Annotated in this window: 8 protein-coding genes; 3 read left to right on the plus strand and 5 right to left on the minus strand. The window is 70.2% G+C overall.

Translation table 11 applies throughout. The features are described 5' to 3' along the window. The 4 genes from C1J01_RS41815 to C1J01_RS41825 all read right to left on the minus strand — a co-directional run. Positions 1 to 545, minus strand: a 545-nt coding sequence (locus C1J01_RS41815) for a wax ester/triacylglycerol synthase domain-containing protein (protein WP_328589736.1), incomplete at its 3' end; no start/stop codon positions are given. Positions 546 to 687: 142 nt separating this feature from the next. Next, the gene (locus C1J01_RS41820; protein WP_111184590.1) at positions 688 to 1,737 is read right to left on the minus strand and encodes a sulfite oxidase; all 1,050 of its coding nucleotides are present in this window, start codon (positions 1,735 to 1,737) and stop codon (positions 688 to 690) included. Between the two features lie 1,017 nt (positions 1,738 to 2,754). Beyond that, a complete protein-coding gene (locus tag C1J01_RS53335; RefSeq protein ID WP_268958796.1) occupies positions 2,755 to 2,889 on the minus strand; it encodes a hypothetical protein in 135 nt (44 codons plus the stop codon). 190 nt (positions 2,890 to 3,079) lie between these two features. After that, on the minus strand, positions 3,080 to 4,555 hold the full coding sequence (locus C1J01_RS41825) for an aldehyde dehydrogenase family protein (RefSeq protein WP_111184591.1): 1,476 nt from the start codon (positions 4,553 to 4,555) through the stop codon (positions 3,080 to 3,082). Between the two features lie 235 nt (positions 4,556 to 4,790). Between C1J01_RS41825 and C1J01_RS41830 the strand changes: the two genes are divergently transcribed. Further along, the gene (locus C1J01_RS41830) at positions 4,791 to 7,538 is read left to right on the plus strand and encodes a helix-turn-helix transcriptional regulator (protein WP_111184592.1); all 2,748 of its coding nucleotides are present in this window, start codon (positions 4,791 to 4,793) and stop codon (positions 7,536 to 7,538) included. A gap of 65 nt (positions 7,539 to 7,603) precedes the next feature. On the opposite strand, the gene C1J01_RS41835 is transcribed toward C1J01_RS41830, so the two are convergent. Further along, positions 7,604 to 8,374: a hypothetical protein gene (locus tag C1J01_RS41835; RefSeq protein WP_111184593.1), complete on the minus strand. Its 771-nt coding sequence runs from the start codon at positions 8,372 to 8,374 to the stop codon at positions 7,604 to 7,606. Between the two features lie 270 nt (positions 8,375 to 8,644). Here C1J01_RS41835 and C1J01_RS41840 point away from each other — a divergent pair, with 270 nt between their 5' ends. Both C1J01_RS41840 and C1J01_RS41845 read left to right on the plus strand, forming a co-directional pair. Further along, the gene (locus C1J01_RS41840) at positions 8,645 to 9,001 is read left to right on the plus strand and encodes a cupin domain-containing protein (RefSeq protein ID WP_235855023.1); all 357 of its coding nucleotides are present in this window, start codon (positions 8,645 to 8,647) and stop codon (positions 8,999 to 9,001) included. Between the two features lie 234 nt (positions 9,002 to 9,235). Next, positions 9,236 to 9,715, plus strand: coding sequence for a YkvA family protein (locus C1J01_RS41845; RefSeq protein ID WP_111184594.1), 480 nt, complete (start codon positions 9,236 to 9,238; stop codon positions 9,713 to 9,715). The last annotated feature ends 194 nt before the right edge of the window (positions 9,716 to 9,909 follow it).

The raw sequence follows: 9,909 nt of genomic DNA on the forward strand, positions 1-9,909 counted from the left end.
GGCTTGGAGGTGCGGGACGAGGGGCGCGGGCGAGCGGTCGAGGCGGCGCGGTCGCGGGAGCGGAGGTGGCCGTCCGGCGTGAGGTCGAGCAGGGCGGCGAGGGTCTCCGCGCCCGAGACACCGTCGATCGCGGCGTGGTGCACCTTGGTGTAGACGGCGACCCGACCGTTCTCGAGGCCGTTGATCAGGTGCATCTCCCACAGCGGATGCGCCCGGTCGAGCCGCCGGGCATGGATCTCCGCCACGGCCTCGGCCAGCTGCCAGTCGTCGCCCGGCAGCGGCAGCGTCGTCTCGAACAGGTGGTTGTCGATGTCGAAGTCAGGGTCGGACACCCAGTACGGGTGGTCCAGCCCGAGCGGCACCTCGGCCACCCGCAGGCTGAGCGCGGGCGACAGGTGCAGCCGGGCGAGCAGGAGGTCCGCCAGCGCGTCTCTGGTGACCGAGCCGTCCGCCGAGTCGAGGATCGCCAAACCGGCCACGTGGGCAGCGGTCGTCGCCGTCTCCACATGGAGGAACTGCGCGTCGAGTGCGGTCAGCTGGCGCATCGGCTCTCCTTTTCCCTGGGCATGAGCAGCATCACATCGAGGGATTTCGACAAGGTTTCTGCGCGAGTCTTGCAGATGAATTCATATGCATCGGTCCTCCAATTAGGGAATCTGCAGTTCAGCCGGTGTCGGTGACATTTATCTATCCGCTGACGACATGAACGGGATGGCGTACGACCGCGTCGAAGTGATAACCGAGCGGGTGGCGGGGTGTGACCAGTGGTTGTGTGGCGCCGGTCTCGTCGGTCGCCCTGGCCATCAGCACGTGCGGCCCGGTGTGACGCGGCGACCAGGTGATGTGCCACGGCAACCAGGCTCTGACCAGGTGCGGCCCGTGATGGTCGGCCTCGTGCCAGCTGACCCCGCCGTCGAAGCTGACCTCCACCCGGACGATCCTGCCGCGCCCCGACCAGGAACGCCCACGCAGCACGTACGGGCCGGGAAGGGCCAGGCGCGCATTCCAGGGGAGTTCGAAAGCGCTCTTCACCGGCAGCGTGGTGACGTCCGGATAAAAGACCGTGTTCCACGGGGTGAAGAGCTTGGTCGTTGAAACTTCCATGTCGCCGAGCCATTTGATGGACGCTATTCCCACCCATCCCGGCACCACCAGGCGCACCGGAAATCCATGGTCAGGAGGAAGCGGGGCGTCGTTCATTTCATAGGCGACGAGGACGTCCTCCATGGCTTTCTCGACGGGAAGCGGCCTGCGTACGTGGCCGTAGCCCTCGAATGGCGCGTCGAGTCCGGTGGGCAGGACGTCCACGGCCCCCGGGAGCACGCCGGCCTCCGCCAGAACGTCTCTCAGCGGCACGCCGCGCCACCGCGCCACCCCGATCGCGCCGAGGCCCCATTGCGTGCCGGGCGCGCCGTCGTCCTGCTGGGTCCGGTAGAACCGGCGGCCGTTGCCGGCGCACTCGATCGCCGCGTCGTACGTGCGTGAAGGCATGGACCGCAGTTCGTCGTAGCCGAACTCACGCGGAGCCCGCACGCCGTCACCATGGACGCGCAGTCGCCAGGTGGAGGCGTCGATGACCGGGGTGGAAGTGTGGTTACGCACGAAGAAGCGCTCGTTGGGGGTGTGATAACCCATCCCCGACATGGCCTCCCAGCGCATCTCGGCGCTGTTGCCGTGGATCTTGAACAGGTGGTCGGGAAGCGGCTTCACCATCGCCGCTCTCGCCTTCTGCTTCATGACGTCACCTCTCTGCCGATGGCCTACTACACATTTCCTACCTGCAAACCATCCAATCTCTCCACATCGCCACGCCCCCCTTCCCTCGCGACCGCGGCATGGGCACGGATCGGTACGGGTTGGGGAACGTTCCATTGAGCCACCCGAGGGCATACCCGACAGCGCACAGGAAACAACCGCCCCAGAAACCACCACTCAACCGGTCTTCCACCCGTTTTGCCCAAAGTTCCGCCCACCGCCGGGTCCCCGATCCCGGCCGCAGCCCTCTCAGCGACCGCGACCAAGCCGGTTCGCGCGTGCGCTGCAGGAAGATCGAGGACTCACAGGCAGGACGGCCACCATGGCGGGCGCGCCGGACGTCACGCCACCCGAAGGCGTAGTCCTTCGACAACGGGCGAAGGCCGAGCAGGCGGCGTGACGCTGGTGACCAGGAACGTATAGCGGTGGCGACCGCATGCTGCGACAGCAGCGCTGCCCTTTCGGAGGTCGGTTCAAGCCGAGAGATGGGGACCCGGCTACGCATCGATCTCGAAGCTTCGAGCCGGACGGTTCCTCCACCTGTCGCCGTTGGTAGGCCCCTTCGGTGGACGTCCCTTTTCGCGCCGGAGGCCTGGCAGGCGTGATCGTCGACAAGCGCCGCCTCGGCATGCAGGTGCGTCGGTGTTTGCCCACCGAAGCGAACGTCGATCCGCGACTGATCGAGCGCGCGATCGAGATCGCTTCGATCAGGGGGCGTTCGGGCCAAGACCGTCACATGTGGCGCTGGATCCAGCCCGTTATGAGAGGCCGGACGAGGTGGAGAACACCTGGAATCTGGTGGGAGGGAGACGGCGTCACCGTGCCTGCCCGGCAGGCGGGTGCGCCGCAGCCGTCCGCCTTCAGCCTGGAAGCCGCCCTGGCTGCCGGCTGCAGTGATCTCGCCCGGTGTCGCCGACCTGCACGCCGAGCCCTTTGGCCGCGAGCTCGCGCAGCGTGGCCTTGCCGTGGGCCGAAGCCTGCCATCGACCCGGCCGTCACCTACGGCTCCACCGACCACGGCCATTGACTGCGGTCCTTGGCCGCGGTGGAGTCGTTCCTGGCCGCGCAGCGGGCCGAGCCGAACACCGACGACCGGGTAACCGGTTCGCACTCGATCGGGACCGGTGCCGGCACGCATCTCCCGTTCCCTAGTGGCCACTTCAGATCACGGTCACCCTTGACGATCCCGTCCCAGTCCGCCCCGAACGGCTCATCGCTCACGGATTAGGCCTCGGCCGTAGCGTGTCATCGGGTGTGAACAGGACCATCGTGGTTCCACTCGGTACGATCGGTGTCACCACGTTCATGGCGATGAGCCAGAGCTCTATGCCAGTTGCGGGGCGGCAGTCGCGTACGTCTTGAGGTTCTGGAATTCGGTGATGGCCGCGGGGCCGCACAAGAGGCCGTACCCGCTCTGCTTGAAGCCGCCCTGCTCGAAGTGCTCGGAGAGCACGCCCCAGGTGTTGACCCAGATCCCACCGAAGCGGAGGTCCCGTCCCACCCGGCGGGCCCGGATGTCGTCGCGGGTGAACACAGACGCGGCCAGGCCGAACTCCGTGGCGTTCGCCCGGTGAACCGCGTCCGCCTCGTCGTCGAAGACCTCGAAGGTCTGGACCGGACCGAACACCTCCTGCTGCACCAAGGGGACGTCGAGCCGTTCCACCTCGACCAGCGAAGGGCGGTAGAAGGCGCCGCCAGCCATCTCGGGATCGGTTACGAGCCCGCCCCTGACGATGACCTTGGCGTAGGAGGCTGCCTCCTCGACGATGCGGTCGACCCTTGCGACGCCGGCCTTGTCGATCAGCGGCCCCAGCTGGCTGGAAGGGTCTTCCGCAGGTCCGACCTTGACGGCCTCCAGCGCGGCGGCCAGCCGGGTACGCAGCTCGTCCGCGATGCCGCGCTGAGCGAGCACCCGCGAGCCGGTGCAGCAGTACTGCCCGTTCATCAGGATGCAGCTCGTCACCAGCTGCGGGACCACGACGTCCAGGTCGGCGTCGTCGAAGACGATCATCGGGGTCTTGCCGCCCAGTTCGAGGTTGGCGCGCTTGAGCGTCCGCGCGGCCGCGGCGGCGATGGCGCGGCCGACGTGAGTGCTGCCGGTGTAGCTGAGCACATCGACGTCTGATGACTCGACCAGGAACGGTGCCACCTCGTTGCCCGCTTCGGTGAGGATGTTGACGACGCCCGCGGGGAGAGACTCCGTGGCGGCGACGGCCTCGGCGAAGAGCGTGTTGGTCAGCCCGGTCTGCCCGGGCATCTTCACCACCGCCGTGCACCCGGCGCCGATCGCCGGCCCGAGGGCACGGACCAGCAGGGCCACCGGGGAGTTCCACGGTGTGATGATGCCGGCGACCCCCATCGCCTCAGGCGACGAGTGGAAGTAGGTACCCGGCTGCGGCTCACCGGCCCGGCCCGCGATCTGGGTGAGCGCGGAGGCGGCGCTGTAACGCAGCCAGTCGACGGAGACGGACGCCTCCCAGGTCGTCTGCTGGAGCAGCTTGCCGTTCTCCCGGGCCAGAGTACGGCCCATGGCGGGGACGCGTTCGGCGAGCCGGTCGGCCAGCTCGCCGAGTGCGCGGGCTCGGAGCGACGCGTTGCGGGACCAGCCGGTGGTGTCGAACGCGGTGCGTGCGGCGGCGACCGCGGCTTCTGCCTCGGCGCGGCCCGCCGAGACATAGGTGCCGACGACGTCGCCGGTAGAGGGGTTGATGGACTCGTGTACGGAGCCGGCGTCACTCCACTTTCCGTTGATCAGATTACGGGCGGCGACGGAGGGGGTACTGGCGGTGGTGGTCGACATGGTCGTCCTTCCGTTGAAAATTGAGCGGCTCTGCCTGGCGCGTCCACCGTCGATCGGCGCGAAGGCGGCAGCCGGGGCGACCGGCGACGGTGGGACTCGCGGTATCACCCTCGCCGCAGGCGGCTGCTGTTCGCATCGGCGGCAATCGCCTAGTAGCGCTTCGGCGGGAATCGCCTAGTCTTGGGCGAAACGCCATGGTGGCGGCACGGGATGACGCCCGCGGGGGAACCAGACGATGCTTCGAGGTCGGCACGCCGAGCGTGAGGTCGTCGAACACTTGCTCGCGCGGGCCTGGGGCGGGCGCAGCGGCGTGCTGGTGGTGCGTGGGGAAGCCGGCATCGGCAAGACCGTGCTGCTGGAGCATGCCCGCGGCGTCGCGGAACGATTCCGGGTGGTGAGCGCGACCGGCGTGGAGTCCGAGATGGAGTTCGCGTTCGCCGGGTTGCACCAGTTATGCGCGCCGCTGCTAGATCGGCTGGGGGCGCTGCCCGATCCGCAGCAGGCCGCTCTGGGAGTGGCGCTGGGACAACGCGCCGGTGACCCGCCAGACCGGTTCCTGGTCGGGCTGGCCACCCTCAGTCTGCTGGCCGAGGCCGCGGAGGAACGCCCGCTGCTGTGCTTGGTGGACGATGCGCAGTGGCTGGACGCGGCATCCGCGCAGACCCTGGCGTTCGTGGCACGGCGGGTGGAGGCCGAGCGGGTGGCGCTGGTGTTCGCGCAGCGCGACCCCAGCCCCGACGCGAACGACGCCGACGTGCTCGCCGGGCTGCCGGAGCTGCGACTGGACGGGCTCGGCGAGACCGACGCGCGGGCGTTGCTGGCCGGAGCCGTCCATGCGCCGCTTGATGAGCGGGTGCACGACCGGATCCTCGCCGAGGCGCGCGGCAACCCGCTGGCGCTGCTGGAGCTGTCCCGGAGCACGGAGCCGGCACCGTCGGCGGAGCTGGCGGGCGGGTTCGGGCTGCCGGACGCGCTGGGCGTGCCGCGCCGGGTCGAGGAGAGCTTCCGGCGCCGCTCGGGCAGCCTGCCCGACGACACGCAGTTGCTGCTGCTGGTCGCGGCGGCCGAGCCGGTGGGCGATGCGGCGCTGCTGTGGCGCGCGGCCGAGCACCTGAGCATCGGCGCGGAGGCGGCCGGACCGGCGGAGGCGGCGGGATTGCTGGAGATCGGTGCCAGGGTACGGTTCTCGCACCCGCTGGTGCGCTCGGCGGTCTACCGGGCCGCCTCATCGTCGGATCGTCGCCGCGCGCACGGGGCGCTGGCCGATGCCACCGACCCCCATGCCGACCCTGAGCGCCGCGCCTGGCATCGGGCGCAGGCCGTGCTGGGCACCGATGAGACGGTCGCCGCGGAGTTGGAGCGCTCCGCCGGCCGGGCACGCTCACGCGGTGGGCTGGCCGCGGCGGCCGCGTTCCTGGAGCGGGCCGTGGTGTTGACACCCGAGCGAGCTGAGCGCGCTCGCCGGGCGCTGGCCGCCGCGCACGCCAAGCACCAGGCCGGCGCGTCCGACGCAGCCTCGGAGCTGCTGACGGTCGCGGCGACCGGACCGCTGGATGCGTTGCAACACGCCCGGGTCGAGCTGCTGCGCGCCCAGATCGCGTTCAGTCTGACGCGAGGTAGTGACGCGCCGGGGAGGCTGCTGGACGCCGCCAAGGCGATCGCGCCGCTGGATGCCGTACTGGCCCGCGAGACGTACCTGGAGGCGATTGAGGCGTCCGTCCACGCCGGTCCGCTTGGTCACGGTCGGGGGGTGCTGGAGGCGGCCGAAGCCGCGCGGGCCGCGCCCGCACCCTCGACGCCACCGGAGCTGGTCGACCTCCTGCTCGACGGGATGGCGACGCGGTTCACGCAAGGGTACGAGGCCAGCGTGCCCACCCTGCGCCGGGCGCTGGAGAGGCTTCGCGACCACGAGCCCGGCGCCGAGAACGACAACCGCCGCGAGCTGTGGCTGGCCAGCCGCATCGCGGCGATGTTGTGGGACGACGAGATGGCCTACATGCTGACCAGCCGCCACGTCCGGCTCGCCCGCCAAGTCGGCGCGCTGGCCACGCTTCCCGCCGCGCTCGACACCCTCGCCGCGGTGCTGGTGCACGCCGGTGAGCTCACCCGCGCCGCCGAGCTGGTCGCCGAGGAGGCCGCAATCACACAGGCGACCGGGGCCCCGCCGCTGCCCCACGCCAGGCTCACGCTCGCCGCCTGGCGCGGCCGGCAGGCCGAAACCTCCGAGATATACGCGGCCACGGTCCAGAACGCGACCGCACGGGGCGAGGGCACAGTGGTCACTCTGGCCCAGTACGCACTGGCGGTGCTGCACAACGGCCTGGGCAACTACGACGCCGCGCTCGCCGCCGCGACGGGACCATGCGAGTACGACGAGCTGGCGCACAGCAGCGCGGCCCTGCCCGAGCTGGTCGAGGCGGCCGTCCGCGCCGGCGAACCGGTGCGCGCGGCCGCAGCGCTGGAGCAGCTCTCGCCGCGGGCCCGTGCCAGCGGCACCCAGTGGGCGCTCGGGCTGGAGGCGCGCTCGCGGGCACTGACCAGCACCGGGGCGGCCGCCGAAGAGCTGTATCGCCAGGCGATCGAGCGGCTCGGCGACTGCCGGATGACGACCGATCTCGCCCGCGCCCACCTGGTCTACGGCGAGTGGCTGCGCCGCGAACGCCGGCGCAAGGACGCGCGCGAACAACTCCGCACCGCCCACGAGCTGCTGTCCGAGATGGGCCTGGAGGCGTTCGCGGCGCGCGCCGCCCACGAGCTGCGCGCCACCGGGGAGCAACCGCGGAAGCGGATCGTCCAGCCGGCCGATGACCTCACCGCCCACGAGCTGCACATCGCACGCCTGGTAGCCACTGGGGCGACCTCCAAGGAGGTCGGCGCGCAGCTGTTCCTGAGCCCGCGCACGATCGACGCGCACCTGCGCAACATCTTCCGCAAGCTCGGCATCACCTCCCGCCGGCAGCTCAGGGACCTGCAGCTTCCTTGACCTCCGACCGAGGCGGGTTCGACATGTACCCCAAGCCCGCTCTGCCGGCCGCGTATCGAGTGGTGCTACGGCCAGGGTGGCGGGACGAGGCAGGCGAAGGGTTCGCCGGCGTTGAGGCGGGAGATCAGGGATGCGAGGGCCTTTTCGCCGCCGTTCGTGTCGAGCCAGCGGCTTACGGCGCAGGCGGACTTCGCGTAGGTAGCGACGTCTTCGGTAGCTGCGGTGAGCCACTGGTCGAGCGTGGCGGGGAGGGAGCCGGTGGTGGCGGTGAGGCAGCGGTCCGTCGGCTTGCCGGTGAGTCGGCCGGCTGTTGCAGGCTTCGGGGCCAGGTAGCGGGCGTCGTCGGAGACCACCACGGCCAAGCCCTCGTCGAACCACTGCGGGACCTCCGCCCCGGACTCCAGCCGGGAGTGCAACTCGACGTGGGACATCTCGTGGGACGCGATCACCGGATCGATGCCCCGGGGCGACAACATCACCGAGCGGTTGAGCACCGCCACGCCGCGCTCTTTGCCGCCGCCGATGCGGTCGTAGCAGGCCGCGGTCACGCAGACGAGCAGGGTGGGGGAGCTCACTCGTCCGCCGTAGAAGCCGGCCACTTTCCGGCGGGCCTCCGCCACCGTCTGTCTCACCTGCGCCCGCTGCCGGCCGGACATGCCGGCCTCGCCGTACACGCCGTCCTCCACCTCCGTCAGGCCGTAGCAGCCGGGGCAGGCGGTGGCGGCGACGGAAGGGTACGCCAGAGCGACTCCGGCGACGGCGGCGACGAGCAGCGCCGTCATCACGGCGAGAACGCGCGCCCATGGCTTGCGCGACTTCTTCCGCACGGGCTGCATCCTCGGACCTCCTTCGGAAGAGTGAGACGGCGTGGCGGGAACACTCTTTCGCATTCTTCGCCGCTCCACATCCACCCACGGTCTGTCATCCCCAGGGCTGACCCCTCTCGCCGAACGCTGTGAGGGGGCAGCCAGCGGGGAGTCGCCGCAAAGGGGCTGTCGTCGAGGCGGAGCCATCGACCGCCCAGGAAATCGACCGCCCAGGAACAGGGACCAAAGCTGCCGGATTGGCTCTGGCGGGTGTGCGGCGCCGATCAGAGGATGCCTTCTATGACGATCACCCATGACATGGAGCCGGTGTCGATCCAGCAGGTCATCGCCTCCTTGCCCGGTCCCTTCCAGCAGCGCGACCTGGCCACGGCCAATGACACAGTGGTACGGGTCGCCATGCTCGACGGCGAGTTCCCCTGGCACGAGCACGACGAGGACGAGTTGTTCCTCTGCTGGGACGGGAGCTTCCGCATCGAAATGGACGGGCGGACCCCCGTCACGCTCAGCGCCGGCGAGTTGTTCGTCGTCCCCGCGGGCGTCCGGCATCGGCCCGTGGCGGAGCGGGCCGCACACGTCTTGATGATCGAACGCCCGGAGACCGAACAGTACGGAAACCGGCCCACCCACCTCAGTTGACGGCGAACGCCCGCCGCGGGCGGTGCCGAATTCGCACCTTTCGCGAACGGGACGGTAAGAGGAAGGGCGGACACGGGCGATGATGGTGTCTGTGCTGCCCGGCCTGATCACATCCGCTCCGGCCGCCATACCGGCCGCTCGGCATCCGCGTCCGGACGGGATCGGCGGGCGTGTTCGCTGCTTGCCGGGTCAAAGCGTGCCGGGGGTGGCCGCCGGCCGCGGTGGTGGGGGAACGTGACCGGGTCGTGGTGGTGGGATCTGGGGATCGCGGTCGTGGTGGCCGCGGTGGTGGCGTGGGCCGCGTTGCTGGGGGCGCTGCTGGTCGTACGCCCGCGGGGCGGGTTGTTGCGGGAGTCGTTGCGGCTGCTGCCGGACATGCTGCGGCTCGTCCGGAGGCTGGCGGCCGACCGGAGCCTGCACCGCGGCGTACGGATCCGGCTCCTGTTGCTTCTCGCCTACCTGGCGTTCCCGATCGATCTCGTCCCGGACTTCATCCCCGTCCTCGGGTACGCCGACGACGCGATCATCGTCGCGGCCGTGCTCCGCTCGGTGGTGCGGCGGGCCGGGCTGCCCGCGGTGGAACGCCACTGGCCCGGCACCCCGGACGGCTTCGCGGCGCTGACCCGCCTCACCGGCCTCGACGAGCACAACCGTCAACAGAACGGCAACCGGAACGGCGAGCATGACCAGCGCCACGACGAGCCCGGCCGCTGATCGTCATGGACATGAATGTCAACTAAAAGCCCAAATATCCATATTTGTGGCGTTAGGTGCCCTTTTGCTGAGAATGGTGCAGCCGGACACACCCACAGTGAAAGGGAACCCATGGGAGGCGTAACCCGCATCCTCGCCGGCGTCGGCCTGGGAACGGCCGCCGCGCTCGCCGTCACCACCCTCACCCCCGAAAG

Origin of the sequence: Nonomuraea aridisoli (assembly GCF_003236395.1) — a bacterium.
Lineage (GTDB): Bacteria > Actinomycetota > Actinomycetes > Streptosporangiales > Streptosporangiaceae > Nonomuraea > Nonomuraea aridisoli.